Here is a 19,473-nt window from a genome sequence, read left to right as displayed (position 1 = left end):
GAACACCAAGATCAGCTGCTACCACCGCCTGGATTCGCCCACGGCTTGGGTGCGGCGTTCGAGGAGGACGGTGTCGCGCCAGGTGTTGTGGTGTTGGGCGATGCGTTCGCGGACGCCGACGGTGCGGAAGCCCGCGGAGTGGTGCAGCGCGATGCTGGTGCGGTTCTCGGGGAAGATCGAGGTTTGCAGGGTCCACAGGCCACTGGTGTCGGCGGCGGTGACTTGCCTGTGCAGCAAGCTTTTGCCCACGCCTCGGCCGCGGCGGTTCTCGCTGACGTAGACGGAGGTTTCGGCGACTCCGGCGTAGCAGTCACGGGTGGAGACGGGGGTGGCCGCGGCCCAGCCCGCCATCCGGCCGTCGATCTCCGCGATCCAGCGGTGATCGGGAAGCCATCTGGTGTCGAGGGTGCGGCGGCTGGGCGTCTCGGTCTCGAAGGTCGCGTTGCCGGTGGCGATGCCTTCGCTGTGGATGCGGCGGACGTCGGCCCAGTCCGCGTCGGTCATCGCGCGGACGGTGACGTCGGTCGGGAGGTCGGTGGGGCAGCAAGGGCGGGTGGTGACGGTGCCCATGACGGCGTCGGCGGCGTGCGGGAGGCCGGTGCAGCACGTGGGGTTGATCGACACCAGCGTGGCGGTGCCCTCCTTGCGCAGGCGGACGAAGCCCACGTCGGCGAGTTTGCGCAGGTGGTGTGAGCAGGTGGGTTGGCTGACGCCGATGGCCTCGGCGAGGGCGCCGACAGCGATCTCACCGGGGGCGGTGGCGACGGTGTGCAGAAGCTTGACGCGGGTGGGGTCGGCCAGGCAGGCGAACCACCTGGCGTAGGTGTCGGCGTCCTGGTCGTGCAGCCCGGCGGCGGTCGTCAACGTCACGAACAGAGTGTATAGACCCACGTCGATGGTTGCATCCATAGAGACACGTCGATACAGTCCCGGGCATATTGATAGACATTGTTCGATGAAAGGGGTTCGTGGTGGATGGGTTGCCGGTAGTCGTGGTCGGTGCTGGACCCACGGGATTGGCCGCGGCGGCGCGGCTGGTGGAGCGTGGGCTGTCGACCGTGGTGCTGGAGGCAGGCGGACAGGCGGGCGCCGCTGTCGCCCAGTGGTATCACGTGCGGTTGTTCTCGCGGTGGTCGGAGCTGGTGGACCCAGCGGCCCGTGCTCTCCTGGAAAGCGAGGGCTGGACCGCGCCCGAGGGCAACCGGTATCCGACTGGAGCGCAGTGGGCGGCGGAGTACCTGGTGCCGCTGGCCGCCGCGCTCGGGGATCGGGTGCGGCTGGGTGCCCGGGTGGTCGGGGTGGCCCGGCGGGGCCGCGATCGGGTCGTGGACGCGGGCCGGGACAGTGAGCCGTTGACGGTGCACGTGCGCACCGCGGGCGGCGAGGAGCGGATCGCGGCTCGTGCGGTGATCGATGCCTCCGGAACCTGGACGACACCGAACCCGCTGGGCGGTGACGGACTTCCGGCACTCGGTGAGCAGGCCGCGGTCGACCGGATCGGCTACCGGGTGCCGGACCTGGCGTCAGAGGCTGGGCGGTACGTGGGCAAGCGGATCGCGGTCGCGGGCAGCGGGCACTCCGCGTTGACCGCCCTGGTCGCGCTCGCCGAGCTGGCTGAGCGGCACCCGGGCACGCACGTCACCTGGCTGCTGCGTCGTGGCCAGGTCGGGGCGGTCTTCGGCGGTGGCGAGGCCGACCAACTCCCCGCCCGCGGCGCCCTGGGTCTCAAGGCGCAGGAAGCGGCCCGAGCCGGGCACGTCGAGGTCGTCACCGGGTTCCGAACGGAGTCGGTCGAGCGCGACGGCGACCGGGTGGTGCTGGTCTCGCAGGACGGGCACCGGCTCGAGCCGGTGGACGAGGTGGTCGTGCTAACCGGGTTCCGGCCGGATCTGACCTGGCTGTCGGAGGTCCGCCTTGACCTGGACCCGGTTCTGCAGGCGCCCAAGGAGCTGGCGCCGCTGATCGACCCGAACGTCCACTCCTGCGGCACCGTCTACCCGCACGGCGCCGCCGACCTGCGCCACCCCGAACCGGGCGTCTACCTGGTCGGGATGAAGAGCTACGGCCGGGCGCCGACGTTCCTGGCGTTGACCGGCTACGAACAGGTCCGCAGCGTCGTCGCCGAGATCGCCGGAGACCACGAAGCCGCTGGGAAGGTCGAGCTGACGCTGCCCGAGACCGGTGTGTGCGGTGGTTCGGGTGTGTTCGACGCACCCGCCGAGCAGGTCGGCGGCTGCTGCGGCGCTCCTGCCGGTGCGCGGGAGTTGACGCTGACCACGCGGCCGGGACTGCCCCGGGTTCGGTTGACACTCGGGGTTGATGGTTCTCAAGCCGCCTGAGCGGCCTTGTAGATGGTCTCAAACTCGACTGGGGTGAGTCGCCCGAGGCTCCGTTGTCGGCGTCGTCGGTGGTATTTGGTCTCGATCCAGGTGACGATCGCCAACCGGAGTTCGTCGCGGGTGTCCCAGCGTCGGCGGTCGAGCACGTTCTTCTGCAGCAGGGCGAAGAAGGATTCCATCGCGGCGTTCTCGGCCGCGCGACTGGTCGGTGGCGTGGTTGGTATCCCGGTCGGGCGGTGGATCGACCGACGCGGACCGCACGGGGTGACAACGGCGGGGTCGGTGCTGGCGGTGGCTGTCGCGTTCGCCACCGCACCTGACCCGGTGTGGTTCGTGGTGGTGTGGCTGGGGGTCGGGGTGGCGATGGGCGGGGTGCTCCACCCTGCCCGCCTTCGCCGCGTTGACCCGGTGGCACGCCCCCGACCACGTCCGGGTGCTCACCGCTCACGCTGGCCGGGGGACTGGCCAGCACGACGTTCGCCCCGTTGACAGCCTGGCTGGTGAGTCACCTGGACCGGCGTGGCACCTACCTGGTCCTGGCCGGGATCGTCGCGGTGGTGACCGTCCCGGCGCCCTCCCGCTCGTTTGTGTTGATCATCGAGTCGGAGGTGAAAAGATCAGAGCCAAAAGCGTGAGCGAGGCGCTCGTGGGCCGAAAAACTCGCGAATCACCGATCAATTTCGGAAATATTCACCCACACGAGTGGGATAAACTCAACACTATTGGGTGACGTAGCTATGCCATACGTTGCTATTCGATACCGATGGGCCAGACATTCCGCGCGACCCGTACACCAGTCATTTTCGCGCCTTCTCCACCCTCGCATCCGGGTGGAACATGCCCTACGCTCTGAACACGATCGCGAGAGCGCGAATATCATGGTGGGAGGGGAATGGCGATTTCGCAGTCGGCCCCAGCGATGAGCGGGGCCGTTCACCGCGCCCTCCGAATCGGTGTCGTCACGGCCTTCCCTCCCGGCCGCAACAGCCTCAACGAGTTCGGCCTGCACCTGGTGCGGCACCTCTCACGACTGCCCGAGGTCGGTGAGGTGGTTGTCTACTCCGACCGCACGGACGCGGGCGCGCCGGAACCCATGCCGAAGGTCTCGTTCCGTCCCTGCTGGCGGTTCAACGACCCGGCGAACGTGCTTCGGGTACCCCGGGAGATCTCGAGGAGCGGACCGGACGCCGTCCTGCTGAATCTCCAGTTCGCCTCCTTCGGCGACAAGCGGGTCCCGGGGGCACTGGGTCTGCTGATCCCCGCGTTGCTTCGCGCTCGGTCCGTACCGACGCTGCTCGTGCTGCACAACCTGGCCGACAACGTCGACATGAAGGATGCGGGTTTCGCCGGATCCGCGATCACCGCGCGGTTCCTGACGTTCGCCGGTCGCGTGCTCACGCGCTGTCTGCTCCGGGCGGATCTGGTCGCGCTCACCATTCCCCGCTACGTGGAGTTCCTCCGTTCGAGCTATGGCGCCGAAAACGCCATCCTCGCTCCGCACGGGAGCTTCGAGGACGTCGCCACGCCTTCCTTCACCGTCCCGCCCGGGCGCCGGACGATCACCGCGTTCGGCAAGTGGGGCACCTACAAGACAGTCGACATGCTCGTCGCCGCGTACCAGGAGCTGCTCCGGCGCGGCTACGACGATCTGCGGCTCGTGCTCGCCGGAACGGACAGTCCCAACTCCGGCGGGTACATGTCCGCGGCCGCCGCCAGGTACGCCGACGTCCCGCACGTCGAGTTCCCCGGCTACATCGCCGAGGACCAGGTTGCCGGGATGTTCCTCGCGGCCTCCGTCGTCGCGTTCCCCTACACGTCGACGACGGGCAGCTCGGGCGTCCTGCACCAAGCCGGTGAGTACGGGCGCGCGGTCGTGCTGCCGCAGATCGGCGACCTGGTCGACGTCATCGAGGAGGAGGGGTTTCGCGGCGTCTACTTCGCACCGGGCGACCCGATCAGCCTCGCGGACGCTCTCGCCGAGGTGCTCGACGACCACGTCAAGCGGACGGCGCTGGGTCGCCGCAACTTCGCCGCGGCGACCGGCATCCCGATGTCCGAGGTCGTGCAGTGGCACCTCGCCCACATCGAACGACTGCTTGAACGTCGGGCGCGCCGATGAGACCGGACGGGGAGCGCACGACGAGCACGGGCCGCGGGTTGGCGACCGGCGGGTCGATGCTGGCGGCGGCCATGCTGGTCGCCAACGCGGGCAACTACCTGCTGAGCCTCTTCCTCGGTCGGGTCCTGACCCCGGCCGAGTTCTCGGACGCCAACCTGATGGTGACGACGCTGTTCGGTCTCACCTCGGTCGCGCTGTGCCTGCAGCTCGTGGCGGTGCGGTTCATCGCGCGGTCGGACGAACTGGGCTTCCCCGGCGACTCGGACCTCCTGGCTCGACGACTCCGCCGCGTCGCGCTGGTCTCCGGCGCCGTCGCGGGCCTCGCGCTCGGGCTCGGCGCGCCGTGGTGGTCGGCGACGTTCCAGACCGCCTCGCCGTGGCCGTTCGTGATCCTCGCCGCGGGGATCCCGTTCTGGCTGGTCCAGGCCGTGGAGCGCGGTGTGCTGCAAGCACGGCTCCGGTTCGCGCCCCTCGCGCTGTCCTTCGTCGTGGAGATGGTCACCCGCGTCGGGATCGGCGTGCTGATCGTGTCGCTGGGGGGCGGTGTGCCCGGCGCGACCGTCGCCCTGTCGGCGTCGTTCGTGGCCACCTACGCCGTCGTGCGGGTCGCGAACAGCTCGCGCAGCGACCGGACCGGCGACGGGATCAGCCTCGCCGAGGTCCGGGCCTACGCGGGGCTCGTGTCGGTGCTGCTGATCGGCCAGATCATCGTGAACAACAGCGACATCTTCGTCGCGAAGGCATTCCTCACCCCGACCGAGGCGGGCGTCTACGCCGCCGTGGCACTGGTCGGCCGGGCCGTCTTCTTCCTGGCCTGGTCGGTGGCGACGGTCGTCTTCCCCGTCGTCGCGCGGCGGCACGCGGCCGGGCGTGAGTCGCCGGAGGTGGTGCGGACCGGCATCGCGGCGGTGGTCGGCATCGGTGTGGTGTGCACCGCGGGAGCGCTCTGGATCGGCGGACCCGTGCTCGCGGCGGTACTCGGGCCCGCGTACGGGGGCCTGTCGGTCCCCATGGCCGCGTACGCGGGCACGACGACGCTGTTCGCGGTGGGCAACCTCGTCGCCAGCTACCGGCTCTCGCAGTCCCGGGCGACCGAGTCGTGGCTGCTCCTGTGCGCCTCGCTCGTCCAGCTCGTGCTCCTGCTCGTCTGGCACCGGGACATGGCCGCGCTGATCGCCGTCCAGTCGATCACCATGGCCGTGCTGGTCACCGTGCTCGGGGCACGGGCGCTCGCCGGTCGGGGGACGACGACGCCCGCCCGCGCTCCCCAGGAGGCCGTGTCATGACCGAGGTGCTGTCCCCCTACCGCGCCTATCGCGCCTGGGTCACCGAGCCGCTCCCCTGTCCGCCGGTCGTGTCCGTGGTGATCCCGGCGTACAACGAGGAGTGGCGGATCCTGCCGACGATCGGCGCGATCGCGACCCACATGAGCACGCGCGGGCAACCCTGGGAACTGATCATCGCGGACGACGGCTCGACCGACTCGACGATCTCCCTCGTGCGCGATCTCAGGTTCGCCAACCTGCGCCTGCTGGTCGCCGAGCGGAACAGGGGCAAGGGAAGCGCTGTGCGACGCGGTGTGCTCGCCGCCCGGGGCGAGCTGGTGCTGTTCGCCGACGCGGACCAGTCGACCCCGATCGAGCAGTTCGATCGACTCGCCGCGCTCGTGGGCGAGGGGTTCGACATCGTCGCGGGCTCGCGCGGGGCCGACGGCGCGGCGGTGAGCGGCAAGAGCCTGACCCGCCGAGTCCTCAGCCGCGGCCTGCGGGCGGTGGTGTCCCGGGGGTTCGGGATCACCGTGAGCGACACGCAGTGCGGGTTCAAGCTCTTCACGCAGGACGCCGCCCGGGCGCTGTTCTCGACGCAGCTCGTCGACGGGTTCTCCTTCGACCTGGAGGTGCTGTACCTCGCGCACCACCTCGGCTACCGGGTGGCCGAGGTACCGGTCGAGTGGATCGACGCGCCGGGGTCGACCGTCGACGCCGCCAAGGTGAGCGCGCAGTTCCTGCGCGACCTGCTGGTGATCCGCCTCAACGACATCCGAGGCAGGTACCCGCACACCCGGCCCGCCGAGGGGCGCGACGCCTAGGCCACACCATCCACCGATTTCGACAGGGGCCCACCCGTGATAATCCGCACCGAACTCGAACCGTCGCGTCGCATCGTGCACCTCGTCGGCCGTTTCGACGCCCACGAGGCGAAGGCGTTCCGCGGCGTCGTCCACCCGCTCGTCACCGCCGAGGCGAATGTGCTGCACGTCGACCTCGCACAGGTCGCCTTCGTCGACTCGACCGCGCTGTCCGAACTGGTGCGGCTGCAGAAGGCGGCGCGGGCGGTGGACGGCGAGGTGGTCCTCGTCGACCTGTCCGACCCGGTGCGGGTGATCCTCGAGATCACCGAACTCGCTCCGCTGTTCACCATCGAGCACACCTCGACGGAGGCGCTGTGACCTCCAGCCGGCAGGCATCACAGGTCAACCACCCCGAGCGCACCGACGCGGCGCGTCCGCTCTCCGCCGATGCCGCCATCGAGCTGCTGCTCACCGCCGCGTCGTGCGACCGGCTCTCACCACCCCGGTCCACCGTCGCGGCCCACCGCGCGGCGGCGGTGGTGCGCGGAGCCATCCGCGACCTCGAGTCGCTCCAGGCAGCGCTCACCGAAGCGCTTGTCGCGAGCCAGGACCGCCTGCTCGCCATGAAGACGATCGCGAAGGTGGACTTCCAAGGCGTCGCCAGTGACGAGGCGATCGGTCTGCTGCTCGGCAGGGCGCTCGCGCTCACGGACGCGTCCGCGGTGCTGCTCCTGCAGGCGGACACGGTGGTCGACGCCGCAGGCGACGCCTCTGCGGTCGAGGTGTGCGCGGAGGTGGCACGCCAGGCCATCGCCCAAGGGCCCGGCGAGCTGCTGCGGACCGTCGCGGGCGACAGCGCGATCGTCGGCAGCCTCGACGTCGACATCACGACCGGTTGGCACGTGGCCTACTTCCGCCCGACTGATCGCCCGTTCGTGACGACCGACATCCCGCTCGTCGAGGCGATCAACTCGGCACTCGGGGTGCTGCTCGCCTTCAACGAGACGCACCGCCGGGAACAGGTGGCCGCCACCGTCGCACGCGAACACGAGCTGGCATCCGTGCTCGCCCAGTCCGTCATCACGGACGCTCCCCCGACGTCCGCGACCCTCGACATCTTCGCGAGAACCGAGCCCGCGTCGCTCGCCGGGGGTGACTTCTACGTGTTCGGGCAGACGAACGAAGCGATCTGGTTCGCGGTGGGCGACGTCGCAGGCAAGGGCTTGCCCGCCGCGATCCTCATGACGCGGGCGGTCACGACCTGTCGGGCCACTTTCCTCTCGCACCGCGGGAGATCGGTCATCGACGCCTACGCCCAGCTGGAGGACGAACTCTTCGACCACCTCGACGACGCCGGGCTCTTCGTCACCCTGGTGATGGGATTCGTCTGCGAGGGCAGCGGCACCGTGTCGCTGGTGAACGCGGGCCACTCGCCGGTGGTCCACGTGCACGACGGGATCGCAAGTGCCGTTCCCGCGTCCCTGCCGCCGACGGGCATCGTCCGCCACCGGGTTCCCGCGCTCTCGACCTTCACCCTCCGCGGCGACGACTGCCTGGTCATGGGCTCCGACGGGCTCGTCGAGCAGGCGGACCCGGCGGAGGCGATGTTCGGGTACGACCGGTTCGACGCGCTCTGCCAGCGCACCCACGCGTTGCCCGCGTCGCGGATCGGCGACAGCGTCTTCGACGCGGTGGCCGAGTTCGCGGCAGGCACGCCCGCCTCGGACGACTCGACACTCGTCGTCGTGAAGCACCGGGGCACCGCGTCATGACGAGCGTGACGACCGCGACGCTCCGGCTCGCGCCGGACGTCCTCTCCACCCGCGAGATCGGACCATGGCTGCGAACCGCGATGCGGCACGTCGACGCGGAGACCGCGGACGCGCTGCTGTCCCGGATGGAACTCGCGGTGCACGAGGTGTGCATGAACGTCGTCGACCACGCCCACCTCCCGGCGGACAGCGTGATCGAGCTGAGCCTCGTCCTCAGCTCCACCGACCTGACGGTCTGGGTCCGGGATCGCGGCGCGGAGTTCGACCTCGCCGCGATCCCCGACCCCGCCGAGGGAGTACTGCAGGAGCGCGGCTACGGCATCAAGATCGCACGCGCCCTCGTGAGCGAGCTCAGTTACCGCCGCACCAGGTCAGGCAACGAGCTGGCGCTGCGCATCGACCGAGGGGGCAGGGATGGCGGACTCTGACGACGGCACCGACGCGGGCCCGCCACGGCTGCGGCTGCGTGTCACGCGCTCGGCCGCGGACCGCACGGTCATCGCCCTCGCCGGGCGGTTCGACGCGGTGGAGGCCCTGGCGGTGCGCGAACGCCTGGCGCGGGCCGACATCACCGGCGCGGGGCACCTGGTGTTCGACCTCGCGGACGTCACCTTCCTCGACAGCGCGGGGTTGGCGGTACTCGTGCGCACGCGGCAGGACCGCATGCGCACGGGCGGCTCGGTCTCGCTGATCCGACCTGTCTCCGAGGATTCCATGCGCGTTCTCCGCCTGACGCAGTTCGACCAGATCTTCACGATGGTGGACGGCCGAGCGCGTGGGACCACCTGATGCCGCGCCGAGCACTCGTGGTGGATGACGACGCCGTGTCGCGCCTGGTCCTGTGCCACATGCTCCGCGGTCTCGAATGGGCAGTCGAGCAGTCCGCGGACTCGCCGGAGGCCGCCGCCCGGCTGAACGCCGCGGACTTCGACCTGGTGATCTCCGACTTCCGACTCCCCTCGGGTACCGGTATCGATGTTCTCCGGGTGGTGGAGCGGTCTCCCCACCCGGCAGCGTTCGTCCTGCTCACCGGCATCATCGAGTACTCGTCGCTACCGGCCGAGACGACGGCGCGGCTGGCGGGCCAGCTCACGAAACCGGTCAGCTCGGAGACGCTGCGCGGCATGGTGCGACAACTGTTCCCCCCGAACGGCGGCTGACGCCGCGTTCGCCGCCGCGACCAGTGGAGGAATGAGGTGCGGCAGCAGTCGTGACGAGAATGGTGCACTACTTCGAGTCCCGGTCCCAGTGCCTACGCGGGTCGTTCGCCGCGTTGTCCGCGCTGACGGCGGTCTACGGGATCTCCTTGTGGACGTTGCCGTCGTCCGCCTCGGCGCAGTGGTGGAACGCCGGGTGCAGGCTAGGCATCGGGTTCGCGTGCGCCGCGCTGCTGGGTGCGCGGGCGGTCGTCATCGCGCGGGAGCGGACGGGCTGGGCACTGATGGGGCTGGCCGTGGCCGCCCTGGTGGCGAGCGACGCGGCCGACACCGGTCTCCTCGGCACCGGCGGGTTCAGCTCGCGATCGACGGCGTCGCTGGTCCGCTACCTGGTCTTCTCGGTCAGCCTCGTGCTCGCCATGGTGCTGATCACCCGTGCCCGGGTCTCGCGGCGGTCGCCGACGGTGTGGCTCGACGGTGCGCTGGCGACGCTGAGCCTGATGGCCGCGGTCTTCTACCTCACCCTGGCCCCGGGCGAACAGCTCGGCGGGAGCGAGCTGGCCAAACTGCTCTACCCGTCCGCGCCCCTGGCCTTCATCGCGCTGCTGGTGGCGAAGGTGGCCGCGATCGACCGCAGGCTCACCCGTTCCTGGTGGCTGCAGATGGCGGCCGCGCTGCTCCTGGTGGTGTGGAGCATCGCGCGGGGCTCGGCGCTCGCGGGCGGCGGCTACCCTGACAGCTCCCCACTAGACGTGCTCGTCCCCCTCGTGTCCGTGCTGATCGCGCTGTCGTCGTGGTGCGCCCCGACTCCCCCGATGCGCAGAACCGGGGAGTTCTCCTACATCGTCTTCGCTCCCACCGCGTTCTCCAGCGTCGCCCTGGCGGTGCTGGTCCTGAACGAGTTGACCAGCCAGATCCTGCTGCTCGAGTTCATCGCGTACGGGGCGCTGGCGGCGAGCATCGCGCGGCTGCTGCTCTCCGTCGTCGCCGCCGAACGACTACGGCGGCGCGAGGTGGAGCTGAACCTGAACCTGCAACAAGCCCGCGACCAGGCGGTCGCGGCCGCATCGGCGAAGAGCACCTTCCTCGCGACGATGAGCCACGAGATCCGGACTCCGCTCAACGCCGTTCTCGGGATGAACGAACTGCTGCTCGACACCGACCTCGACCAGACCCAGCGGGACTACGTGGAGAAGGCCGCGCTGAGCGGAACGCTCCTGCTGGAGATCATCTCCAACATCCTCGACTTCTCGAAGATCGAAGCAGGCGCGATCGAACTCGAGCGGCGGCGACTCGATCTCGACAGGCTGGTCACCGCGAGCGTGACCGTCATCTCCCACGCCGCGGAGAGCAAGCAGCTCCCCGTCGTGGCGGACTTCGCCCCGGACTGTCCCCACCTGGTCATCGGGGACGCCGCGCGGCTGCGCCAGGTCCTGGTGAACCTGCTGGGCAACGCCGTGAAGTTCACCTCGAGCGGTGAGGTGCGCCTGCGCGTGTCCCGCGGACACGACCCCGGCGCGATCCGCTTCGAGGTCGTGGACACCGGGATCGGGATCAGCGCGGATCAGCTGGGGCGGCTGTTCGAGCCGTTCACCCAAGCCAACGACGCCATCACCCGGGTGCACGGCGGCACGGGCCTCGGGTTGTCGATCTGCCACTCGCTGATCGGGCTGATGGGCGGGCGGCTGCGCGTCGAGAGCACGCCGGGTGTGGGGTCGAGGTTCTGGTTCGAGATCCCGATGGAGGAACTGCCGGTGCGGGCGGCGGACTCGAACACCACACCGCGGGCTCCGCGGCCGCTCGCGGTCGACAGCGCGCGGCCGGCGCGGCGCAAGTTGCGAGTGCTGGTAGCCGAGGACAACGAGTTGATCCTGTACCTGTCCACTCGACTCGCCGAGAAGCTCGGCCACGCGGTCACGACCGCGCCGAACGGCGTGGTCGCCGTCGAGGCGGTGGCATCGGGTGACTACGACGTCGTGCTGATGGACGTGCACATGCCGGTGATGGACGGGATCGAGGCGACGCGACGCATCCGCGCGGCGGGCGGGGGCGTCAAGCAGCCGCACATCATCGCACTCACCGCGGGGGCGACCACCCACGACCGCGACGACTGCCTCACCGCGGGCATGGACGACTACATCGCCAAACCCTTCACCTCGCACGACCTGGAACTGGCTTTCCTCGGCGTCGAGGTCCGGTCGCCCGCGGAGGACGGACCGGGTCCGGCCGACCTCGGCGTGCCGTTCAGCGCACTGGACGAGGTCGGCCCGGAGGCGAAGGCGGAGGTGCTGCGCGCCTTCGTGGTGCGCGGCGCGGACGACCTGCGGCTCCTCGAACGCGCGGTGGCCGAGGGCGAGGCGGGCGACCTGCGCTTCCTCGCCCACCGCCTGCGCGGGTCGAGCCTGGCCATCGGGGCCACCGAGCTCGCCGCGGCCTGTCTGGCCATCGAGACGGCATCCGACGAGCAGGTCGACGACCCCTCGCGGTTCGCCGCGCTGCGCGACGCGCTCGAAGCCGTGACGCACCAGGTCGAAGCGGAGACGCGTGCGCGGCCGTCGTCGTAGCGGGCACGCACGGCCCCCGGAGGTCGCGGCCGACCCGCGCGAGTCCGCGGCGGCACCTCCGACGCGGCCGGGCGGCGCCATCGGGCTCAGTCCGCGGACCATCGCCCTGCTGGCGGGCCTGGCCTACTACGTCGCCGCGCTGGTGATCTTCCGCGACGTGTTCTGGGCCATCCCGTCGGTGATCCGGGGCGACGCGGTCGTCGCGGGCGACGAGCTGGTGCCGTTCTTCAACTGGCACAGCCAACTCCTGGAGCAAGCCGCCGGCCAGTTCAACGACCTGGTCAACGGCTACGAGTTCCGGGTGCGCTACGCGTTCCTGACGACGTGGCTGCGCTACTACCCGGTTCTGCCCTTCGCGATCCTCATCGTGATCCCGTCGCTGTTCTGGGCCGCGTACCTCACCGTCGCCCGGTTCGCGGACCGCGTGTTCACGTCGCTGTCGTCGCAGGCGGTCTACCTGGCGACGTTCTTCCCGGTGTCGCTGATCTACCTGATCATGGTCTACTCGAAGATCACGCACTTCTACACGCTGATCCTGGGTCTGGTGCTCATGACCGTCTCGGCGTTGTGGATGCTCTACGCCCTGCTGTTCGCGGGACGGGCGTGGAAGCGGTACATGGTGATCGCGAGCGTCGCCACGCTGCTGAACCCCGCGATCCACTACCTCATCCTCTTCAGCCTCTTCCTCGGGCTGACGGTCCTCACCCTGTTGCTGGGCGAGATCGGCCACTGGCTCCGCCGGGGCGGCCCGGCACGCCTGGTCCTGCTGCCCCGCCGCGTGTGGACACTGACCGTCGGGTCCGGGCGGGGGCGACGCCTGCGCGCGTGGCAGCGCCGCTTCAGCACCACCACGATGGGCCGGGTGTCGATCGCGCTGGCGATATACGCGACGATCACCCTCATCCCCTACGCGCTGTTCGTCAAGTACGTGGCGTTGGCAGGGGTGTCGAACCTGACCGACACGGTTCCCGGTGACTACTACTTCATCCGGGACGCTTCGGTGTCGTGGCTGCACGAGCTGTCCTGGGACCTGGCGGGCATCACGGACAAGATCCTCTACGGCGACTACCTGGTGAAGGTCCCCCGGTACCCGGACGCCGTCTACACACTGCTGCTGTTCGTGCCCCTCGCCGTGCCGGTGGTGCGACGGCGGCTCTTCCGCACGCGGGCCCACCGGCAGCTGCTCGGCGTGATCTACGTGGCCGTCGCCTTCGCGCTGTGGGCGACGATCGGGTATGGCGAGCCCCTGTGGTTCCCGACCTTCCACCGAACGCTGGCCGCGCTCGCGATCACCGCGAACGACAGCCATTCCGCGATCGGGGACCTCCTCGTCACGGCGGCGGGCACCGTCGTCCAGGTCCTGCGGTTCCCGCACCGGTTCCAGCTGATCCTCTTCATGCTGGCACCGCTCGTCATGTCGTTGACCCTCGCCTACCTGATCGATGTGGTGAGCGGCAGCCGGCCGCGTGCGGGCCTGCCACGCGCGACGCGTCCGCGCACGCGGAAACGGCCTTCGGCACACCGGTCGCTGACCGCCGCGCTCGCGCGTTTCGCCAGTGGCGAACTGGCCCTCAAGCTGGTGGCCACCGCGTGCATCGGCGCGGTGTTCTTCTCGCCCTTCTGGTCCAACGACGCGTACCGCAGCGTCTTCGCCTCGGGCGACATGGCGGGCTTCCTCGCGCCGATCCCGCTCGACGACCTCAAGCACCTGAAGCAGGCGCTCAACCAGCTGCCCAAGGGGAAGACGGTCGTGCTCCCGCCGACCGAGACCGCGAAGCTCGTGACCGACGCCAACGGTGTCGACCACAAGTTCATCGACAAGTTCTTCATCTACTACCTCGACAAGCCGAGCTACTACTACGGGCTCACCGGCGACGTGAAGAACAAGTTCGAGTTCTTCCTCATCCTGCGCGGCCTGTACTACCAGCAGGACTGGTGGATCAACGTGGCACGCGACATCGAGGTGCGGTACGTCGTGGTCAACCGCCGCATCCACTCGAACCGCGGCGTGGGCGCCGAGTACCTGCCGAAGGTCGAGGGCTACGTCGAGCCCGCTCTGGCCCGGCTGCCCGACGACGTCGCGCTGCGCTTCGAGAACAGCAGCTACGCGCTCTACGAGATCACCGATCAGCCCAAGGCCGATCGGCCGACGCTGCTGGTGGACTCCAGTTGGCAGAGCTACCTCGACCTGGTGTTCAGCAGGCGCGACCTGAGCCGGTGCTACACCTTCGAGTTCACGCCGTACGCCGACCCGGAGCGGGTCCTCGACGGGGAGCGGACCATGCTGCTCACCGACGACCGGCACACCTCCGCGCTCGACCTGTACCTGCTCCGGCACCCGGAGGCATTCTCCGGGCCGGACGCGCGCATGTTCGCCTTCAACGCGGACGTGGTGGCGTCGAGCTACTACCTCTCACCGATGTTCCGGTCGTTCCTGCTCTTCTCGAACACCAAGTGGAACCGCACCGGAATGATCACTCCCGGGGTGTTCGGCACGCTGCGCGGCTCCTTCATCGGGCTGCCGCGGGCGACGCAGGTCAGCGTTCCGGTGAAGCTCGCCGAGCCGGGGAGGTACCGCGTGCTCATGCGCACGGCCAACACCGCGAACACCCTGCACGTCACCTCGGCGTCGCTCTCCTACGACCGGACCCTGGAACTGCGCTCTCCGGCGGCGGAGGTGAAGCTGTTCCCGGCCGCCGACGTGTACGACAAGGACAGGGTCGCCGTCGACATGTCCGGGATGTCCGTCGAGCGGTTGGAGGCCGCGATCCCGGGCGAGTTCGTGCCGGTCAACTCCGGCTACGGCTTCCAGGACCTCGGCGTCGTCGACGCGAGCGCCGGAACGCACACCTTCGCCATCGACAAGACCGACACCAACCCCATGCTCTTCGAGGGGATGGTGCTCGTCCCGGAAGACGTCTACCAGTCCCTGGGTCTGCCCGCGAACGTCACGCCCATCACGGACCCGAACACACTGGAGTGCTCGGAACACACCACGAGCACCGGCGCCAACGACGGTTACGTCGACCCCGCCGCCAATCCCGCCCACGCCGATCTCACCCAGGACGAACTGCTCGCCCTGGCAGCGGCTGATGTGCAGGACCTCGTGCCGCCCGAGGGGGGCGTCGTGGGCTCGAAGTGGACGGGCATCGGACTGACCCTCCTCCTGCTGGTCCTCAGCGGTCTGCTCGTGCGCCGGCGCGCACGACTCCAGCCCGACGATCCCGACGATCCCGAGGACGTCGAGGGTGAAGCGCCACCGCACGATGACCACCACGACCGAAGTGGACGGTCGCCTCGACCGAAGGAGCCACCGTCATGACCACGCGGCAGCGACGCATCGTCTTCCTCGGAACGCACGGACAGCACAACATCGGCGACGAGCTGCTGCTCGAGACGTTCCTCACCCGGCTCGGCACCGAGCACCACTACGTCGTCAACAGCTACGACCCCGCCTTCACCCGAACCCAGTTGGCAGGCCGTTTCGACGTGACTGTCATCGACACCGCGGCCGACCGCACGCGGTTGCTGCGCGCCCTGGTCGGCTGCGACGCCCTGTGCTTCGGCGGTGGCTCCATCATCAAGGAGCTGAACGCCGGCACTGGGCGAAACCGGTACTCGACACTGCTCATGATCCTCGCGATCGTCACGTTCACCCGGCGCGTCGCGCGAAAGCCCATCGCGATGCTCAACGTGGGCGTCGGTCCCGTGCGCACGCCGCGCGGGCTGCGTCTCTCCCGGATGATCCTGTCCCAGGTGGACGAACTGACGGTGCGCGACGAGCGGTCGCTCGCGCTCTGCCGCTCGATCGGCGTCGAACCGCGGCCTGCCACCGACGCGGTGTTCTCGGTCGATGCCAAGTCTCTGCTCGGCGACGGGCAGGACTCCTCGCGCACCGAGCAGGCCGCGTCCCACGGCTCGCCCGCGCCGGTGCGGGTGGCGCTGAACCTCAACTTCGACGTCGAGAACCCGGCGAACTGGGAGCTTTTCCTGTCCCGGCTCGCACAAGCCCTCGAATCCCTCGACGCACGACATCCGATCGAGCTTCACGCGCTGCCCATGCAGACCGGTTTCAAACAGCACGACGACGCCGAGGTCCTCGCGGGGTTCGCCGCCCGAGTCCCCTCGATCGCCTTCGTTCAGCACGAGCTCTCGACGCCCCGGGATGCCGCGCGGGTGATCCAGAAGTGCGACATCGTCGTCAGCGAGCGCTTGCACGCGATCGTGATGGCGTCGATCCTCGGAGTTCCGCCGTTCGCTCTCGTGTACGACGTGAAGGTGGGGGAACTGGCCGCGATGCTGCGGTTGGCGCACTGGAGCGTCGACATCAACGAGCCCTTCGACGCGGCGGAGTTGACCGAGAAGCTCGCGCACCTCATCCGGGAGCGGGCGAGTGTCGCAAAGCAGGTGGCCGAGACGAGCGCGAACCTGCGGCGCGAGGCGTGCGACAACTTCGACCGGGCGCGGCGGTGGATCGCGGGCCTGGGTGAACCGCGACCGAGGCGAAGGGCGCCCGCTGAGCGGTCCGGCGGGCAGCGGTGATCAGGGCCGCGCCGCCGGAGCCGGGACTCACGCACCGACAACCCCGGTCGGAGTGGGGAACACGCCAGGTCCGCAGCGTCGTCGGGACGCACCTGTTCCGCCCCGTCCCGACGGGCACGTCTTACCCGATTCTCACCGCGGTCACATCGAGCGCTCACCCGATTGCGCAACGGTGATCAGCGACGTCAAGACCCTGCCGCGAAGGAAGTCCATGAGCACTCTCAACGGCCTGCCTGCCCACATCCTGCTCGTGCACGCGATCGTCGTGCTGCTGCCGTTGAGCGCGCTGCTGCTGGTCCTCTGCGTTGCCTGGGGGAAAGCGCGGCGCGCGCTCGCCGGGCCCAACGCGCTCTTGGCGGCGTTCGCACTGATCCTGGTCCCGATCACCACCGACGCGGGCGAATGGCTCGAACGGCGCGTCACCCGCTCATCGCTGCTCCAGGCCCACACCGAACTCGGCGACACGGCTCTGTACGTCGCCATCCCGGTGGCGGTCCTCGCTCTGGTCGTCTGGTGGCGCCAGCGCGAGAGCACCGCCGCGGCACGACCCGCCGCGTCCGATGCGGACGATTCGCCGAAGGTCGCCCCCGCGGCGAAGTCCGTGGGCCGCCGAGCGTTCCTGGCACCCGCCTCCCGGCCGGTCACCACGGTGATCGCGGTCCTCGCCGTGCTCGCCGCCGGTGGAGCCTGCTACCAGGTCTACCGCATCGGTGACTCGGGTGCGCGCGCCACGTGGCAGGACCAGTTCAGCACCGAGCCCGCACCCCCGGGCGGGCGCTAGGCGGGGTGGCCGGAACCCGGAGTGGACGTGCGAGCGGTCCAGCCCGGCCGGGAGGTCAGCTTGACGGCATCATGGTGCGATGCCGTGCAGAGTGCTGGTCGCCGACGACGACCGGGCGATCCGGGAGTCGCTGCTCCGAGCGCTGGAGCTGGAGGGCTACCAGGTCGTCGAGGTGGGTGACGGGATCGACGCGCTGGCCACAGCCCGGCAGGAGCGGTTCGACGTGCTGATCCTGGACGTGATGATGCCCGGCGTGGACGGCTTGGCCGTGTGCCGGGTGCTGCGTGCCGACGGGGACGGCACGCCGATCCTGATGCTCACCGCGCGGGTGGAGACCTCCGATCGGGTGGCCGGGCTCGACGCGGGGGCGGACGACTACCTGCCCAAGCCGTTCGAGCTGGACGAACTGCTGGCCCGGTTGCGCGCGCTGCTGCGCCGCGCCGCGCCCGACGCCGCAGGCGGTCCGGCCCAGCGGCTGCGCCTGGACCGGCTGACGGTCGACCCCGGGGCCCGGCGGGTCTGGTGGCTCGACACGGAGATCACCCTGTCCAAGACCGAGTTCGACCTGCTGGAGCTGCTCGTCCGCAACACCGGGATCGTGCTGGACCGGGCAACGATCTACCAGCGGATCTGGGGCTACGAGTTCGGCGCGGAGTCGAAGAACCTCGCCGTCTACATCGGCTACCTGCGCCGCAAGCTCGACCGGGCGGGAGCCGTCGAGCTGATCCACACCGTGCGCGGCGTCGGCTACTCGGCGCGGTCGAGGTGAACCTGGCGGCACGGCTCGCACTGGCGTTCGCGGCTGTCGGCGCCGTGGTCGCGGTGCTGGTCGGCGTGCTCAGCTACCGGACCGCGGCCGACCGGGTGCACGACGAACTCGACCGAACGCTGCTCACCACGGCGGCGGAGATCACAGCGGGGGCGACCGCGGTGCTCGCGCCCAACACCGCGATCGCCGGATCGGACGACGACCACGACGAGGCGCAGCCGATGGTCGCCCAGATGATCGGCCCCGACGGGAGCGTCCGGCGGGTCGGGGGACGCCTGGTCACCCTGTCGACCACCCCGGACGAACTCGCCCTCGCCAGGCGCGGCGGGCTCGGCGACCACCTCTTCCACGACGTCACTGCGGGCCGCGACGACTACCGGGTGGTCACCGTCGCGCAGCACCCGCACGGGGGTGCCCTCCAGCTGGCCGTCGACGTCGACGAGACGCGGCACGTGTTGTCCTCCCTGGCCACCCGGATCACGCTGGTCAGCGCGCTCGTGCTGGTGGTGGCCGCGGCGGCGGGCTGGTTCATCGCCCGCCGCGTCACGCGCAGGCTGGTGCGGTTGACCGGGCTGGCCGAACAGGTCAGCGCCAGCGGCAGTCTCGACGTCGAGGTGCCCATCCACGGCCGCGACGAGGTGGGCAGGCTCGCCATGTCGTTCGACGCGATGCTCAGCAGGCTCGCCACCTCTCGGGAGGACCAGGAACGGCTGGTCCAGGACGCGGCACACGAGTTGCGGACACCGCTGACCAGCCTGCGCACCAACGCCCGGGTCCTGCGCCGCTTCGGCGAACTCACCCCCGGCGCGCGGGAGCGGCTGCTCGCCGACGTCGACGGCGAGACCCGCGAGTTGTCGCACCTGGTGGACGAACTCGTGGAGCTGGCGACTCGCCGCAACGAGGCGGAACCGGTGGCGCCGGTGGACCTGGCCGCGGTCGTGGCGCGTGCCGCGCGAGGGGTTCGGCGCCGGTCCGGGCGGGAGATCGAGGTCGACGCCGAAGCGGTGTCCGTGCTCGGGTCGGCCCGCTCGCTCGAACGGGCGGTGACGAACCTGCTGGAGAACGCGGTCAAATTCGCCCCCACCGGACCCATCGACGCCGTGTTGCGCGGTGCCCGCGTCGAGGTGCGCGACCGGGGGCCCGGGATCACCGAGGCGGACCGGGCGCACGTGTTCGACCGCTTCTACCGCGCCGAGACCGCACGCGCCCTGCCCGGGTCGGGGCTGGGGCTGGCGATCGTGCGGCAGGTCGCGCTGACCCATGGCGGCGACGTCGTCGTGGCGGCCCGGCCCGGCGGTGGCGCCGTGGTGGGCTTCACGGTGGCAGACGACCGGCTCTCACCGGACTCTTAACCACACC

16 protein-coding genes and 2 pseudogenes are annotated in these 19,473 nt (G+C 70.1%); 16 read left to right on the top strand and 2 right to left on the bottom strand.

Translation table 11 applies throughout. From position 1 onward, the window contains the following. Positions 1 to 18 precede the first annotated feature (18 nt). Positions 19 to 909: a helix-turn-helix domain-containing GNAT family N-acetyltransferase gene (locus QSK30_RS01650; protein WP_502871777.1), complete on the bottom strand. Its 891-nt coding sequence runs from the start codon at positions 907 to 909 to the stop codon at positions 19 to 21. A gap of 62 nt (positions 910 to 971) precedes the next feature. On the opposite strand from QSK30_RS01650, the gene QSK30_RS01645 reads away from it, so the two are divergent. After that, the gene (locus tag QSK30_RS01645; protein WP_285498936.1) at positions 972 to 2,339 is read left to right on the top strand and encodes an NAD(P)-binding domain-containing protein; all 1,368 of its coding nucleotides are present in this window, start codon (positions 972 to 974) and stop codon (positions 2,337 to 2,339) included. Here the strand turns inward: QSK30_RS01645 and QSK30_RS01640 are convergent. Then, positions 2,327 to 2,533: pseudogene (locus QSK30_RS01640) on the bottom strand (integrase core domain-containing protein); the annotation flags it as partial. The gene QSK30_RS01645 and the pseudogene QSK30_RS01640 sit on opposite strands and share 13 nt — an antisense overlap. Between QSK30_RS01640 and QSK30_RS01635 the strand changes: the two are divergent. The 15 genes and pseudogenes from QSK30_RS01635 to QSK30_RS01565 form a co-directional block, all read left to right on the top strand. Beyond that, positions 2,520 to 2,908: pseudogene (locus tag QSK30_RS01635) on the top strand (MFS transporter); the annotation flags it as partial. The pseudogenes QSK30_RS01640 and QSK30_RS01635 sit on opposite strands and share 14 nt — an antisense overlap. 350 nt (positions 2,909 to 3,258) lie before the next feature. Beyond that, on the top strand, positions 3,259 to 4,458 hold the full coding sequence (locus QSK30_RS01630) for a glycosyltransferase (RefSeq protein WP_285498935.1): 1,200 nt from the start codon (positions 3,259 to 3,261) through the stop codon (positions 4,456 to 4,458). Continuing rightward, complete coding sequence (locus QSK30_RS01625; protein ID WP_285498934.1) at positions 4,455 to 5,744, top strand: oligosaccharide flippase family protein; 1,290 nt, start codon at positions 4,455 to 4,457, stop codon at positions 5,742 to 5,744. Before QSK30_RS01630 ends, QSK30_RS01625 begins: the two co-directional genes overlap by 4 nt. Then, positions 5,741 to 6,547, top strand: coding sequence for a dolichyl-phosphate beta-glucosyltransferase (locus tag QSK30_RS01620; RefSeq protein WP_285498933.1), 807 nt, complete (start codon positions 5,741 to 5,743; stop codon positions 6,545 to 6,547). The genes QSK30_RS01625 and QSK30_RS01620 overlap by 4 nt, the downstream gene beginning before the upstream one ends. A 36-nt stretch (positions 6,548 to 6,583) precedes the next feature. Further along, positions 6,584 to 6,907, top strand: a complete 324-nt coding sequence (locus QSK30_RS01615; protein ID WP_285498932.1) for an STAS domain-containing protein — start codon at positions 6,584 to 6,586, stop codon at positions 6,905 to 6,907. Further along, on the top strand, positions 6,904 to 8,301 hold the full coding sequence (locus QSK30_RS01610; RefSeq protein WP_285498931.1) for a PP2C family protein-serine/threonine phosphatase: 1,398 nt from the start codon (positions 6,904 to 6,906) through the stop codon (positions 8,299 to 8,301). Before QSK30_RS01615 ends, QSK30_RS01610 begins: the two co-directional genes overlap by 4 nt. After that, complete coding sequence (locus QSK30_RS01605) at positions 8,298 to 8,729, top strand: ATP-binding protein (RefSeq protein WP_285498930.1); 432 nt, start codon at positions 8,298 to 8,300, stop codon at positions 8,727 to 8,729. The genes QSK30_RS01610 and QSK30_RS01605 overlap by 4 nt, the downstream gene beginning before the upstream one ends. Beyond that, positions 8,716 to 9,090: an STAS domain-containing protein gene (locus QSK30_RS01600; RefSeq protein ID WP_285498929.1), complete on the top strand. Its 375-nt coding sequence runs from the start codon at positions 8,716 to 8,718 to the stop codon at positions 9,088 to 9,090. The genes QSK30_RS01605 and QSK30_RS01600 overlap by 14 nt, the downstream gene beginning before the upstream one ends. Then, the gene (locus QSK30_RS01595; protein WP_285498928.1) at positions 9,090 to 9,461 is read left to right on the top strand and encodes a response regulator; all 372 of its coding nucleotides are present in this window, start codon (positions 9,090 to 9,092) and stop codon (positions 9,459 to 9,461) included. Before QSK30_RS01600 ends, QSK30_RS01595 begins: the two co-directional genes overlap by 1 nt. A gap of 59 nt (positions 9,462 to 9,520) precedes the next feature. Beyond that, the gene (locus QSK30_RS01590) at positions 9,521 to 12,022 is read left to right on the top strand and encodes a hybrid sensor histidine kinase/response regulator (RefSeq protein ID WP_285499346.1); all 2,502 of its coding nucleotides are present in this window, start codon (positions 9,521 to 9,523) and stop codon (positions 12,020 to 12,022) included. Beyond that, positions 12,003 to 15,344: a hypothetical protein gene (locus tag QSK30_RS01585; protein ID WP_285498927.1), complete on the top strand. Its 3,342-nt coding sequence runs from the start codon at positions 12,003 to 12,005 to the stop codon at positions 15,342 to 15,344. Before QSK30_RS01590 ends, QSK30_RS01585 begins: the two co-directional genes overlap by 20 nt. Then, on the top strand, positions 15,341 to 16,564 hold the full coding sequence (locus QSK30_RS01580; protein ID WP_285498926.1) for a polysaccharide pyruvyl transferase family protein: 1,224 nt from the start codon (positions 15,341 to 15,343) through the stop codon (positions 16,562 to 16,564). Before QSK30_RS01585 ends, QSK30_RS01580 begins: the two co-directional genes overlap by 4 nt. Before the next feature lie 211 nt (positions 16,565 to 16,775). Then, entirely contained in the window at positions 16,776 to 17,345 is a 570-nt protein-coding gene (locus tag QSK30_RS01575) for a DUF2231 domain-containing protein (RefSeq protein WP_285498925.1), read from the top strand. A 79-nt stretch (positions 17,346 to 17,424) separates the two neighbouring features. After that, positions 17,425 to 18,114 carry a response regulator transcription factor gene (locus QSK30_RS01570; RefSeq protein ID WP_285498924.1) on the top strand — a complete coding sequence of 230 codons (690 nt, stop codon included), beginning with the start codon at positions 17,425 to 17,427 and terminating at the stop codon, positions 18,112 to 18,114. Next, complete coding sequence (locus QSK30_RS01565; protein ID WP_285498923.1) at positions 18,111 to 19,466, top strand: HAMP domain-containing sensor histidine kinase; 1,356 nt, start codon at positions 18,111 to 18,113, stop codon at positions 19,464 to 19,466. The genes QSK30_RS01570 and QSK30_RS01565 overlap by 4 nt, the downstream gene beginning before the upstream one ends. The last annotated feature ends 7 nt before the right edge of the window (positions 19,467 to 19,473 follow it).

The sequence above is a fragment of the Actinokineospora sp. NBRC 105648 genome (assembly GCF_030269645.1).
Classification (GTDB): Bacteria; Actinomycetota; Actinomycetes; order Mycobacteriales; family Pseudonocardiaceae; genus Actinokineospora.
Note: the sequence above shows the minus strand (reverse complement) of the source record. Positions and strands in the feature narration are given on the sequence as shown.